The sequence below is a fragment of the Falseniella ignava genome (genome assembly GCF_002847645.1).
GTDB lineage: Bacteria > Bacillota > Bacilli > Lactobacillales > Aerococcaceae > Falseniella > Falseniella ignava.
In genome coordinates, this window is sequence record NZ_PKHE01000041.1 from 1 (window position 1) to 1,007 (window position 1,007).

Sequence of the window (1,007 nt, forward strand, 5' to 3'; positions counted from 1 at the left end):
TAGGGAGTATTTAGCCTTACCAGATGGTCCTGGCAGATTCCAACGGAATTCCTCGTGTTCCGCTGTACTCAGGATACTCATAGGTTGATTCTCGCTTTCGTCTACGGGGCTCTCACCCTGTGCCGCACACCTTCCCAGATGTTTCGACTAACTTAATTCATACCACGTCTGAGTCCTACAACCCCAATGTGCATGCACATTGGTTTGGGCTCGTCCCACTTCGCTCGCCGCTACTATGGGAATCGCGTTTGCTTTCTCTTCCTGCAGGTACTAAGATGTTTCAGTTCCCTGCGTCTACCTCACTTGCGTGTGACAACCTGCGGTTGCCGGGTTCCCCCATTCGGATATCTCTGGATCTTAGCTTACTTACAGCTCCCCAAAGCATTTCGGTGTTCGTCCCGTCCTTCATCGGCTCCTAGTGCCAAGGCATTCACCGTGCGCCCTTACTTACTTAACCACTATGATGGTCGCGCTACTTGTTTTCATCTTTCGATGAACTCGGTCAATTCTCGGTTTGATTATATCTCTTTCTTAAGAAATTATATCTTCACTTTTGAAATTGTTTCTTATTATTTCCTCGCATCGAAGAAATAATAAGCGATATTCAGTTTTCAATGAACAAAGTGCTAATTAATATAATTAGCGATGGAGAATAGCGGGATCGAACCGCTGACCTCCTGCGTGCAAAGCAGGCGCTCTCCCAGCTGAGCTAATTCCCCATAATTATAGTTAATATACCATTTTTTTGGTACGTTCGCAAGATAAATTAGTAATAGCTTGCTAATGGGCCTGAGTGGACTCGAACCACCGACCTCACCCTTATCAGGGGTGCGCTCTAACCAGCTGAGCTACAGGCCCAAATCTTTGCAGACCATTTATTAGAATGAGATAAAGCTCACTCAAAACTAAACAAAGACGGACACAATGTGCGTCGATAACTTCGTCTGCCATCTTGGCAGCTCCATGTCTCCTTAGAAAGGAGGTGATCCAGCCGCACCTTCCGATAC

Annotated in this window: 2 tRNA genes and 1 rRNA gene; all 3 read right to left on the bottom strand. The window is 46.4% G+C overall.

Annotated elements, in window-relative coordinates:
- Positions 1–457, bottom strand: a 23S ribosomal RNA gene (locus CYJ57_RS07690); the annotation flags it as partial.
- Between the two features lie 189 nt (positions 458–646).
- Positions 647–719 (bottom strand) — tRNA-Ala (locus CYJ57_RS07695).
- Positions 720–784: 65 nt separating this feature from the next.
- Positions 785–858, bottom strand: a tRNA-Ile gene (locus CYJ57_RS07700).
- Between the last annotated feature and the right edge of the window lie 149 nt (positions 859–1,007).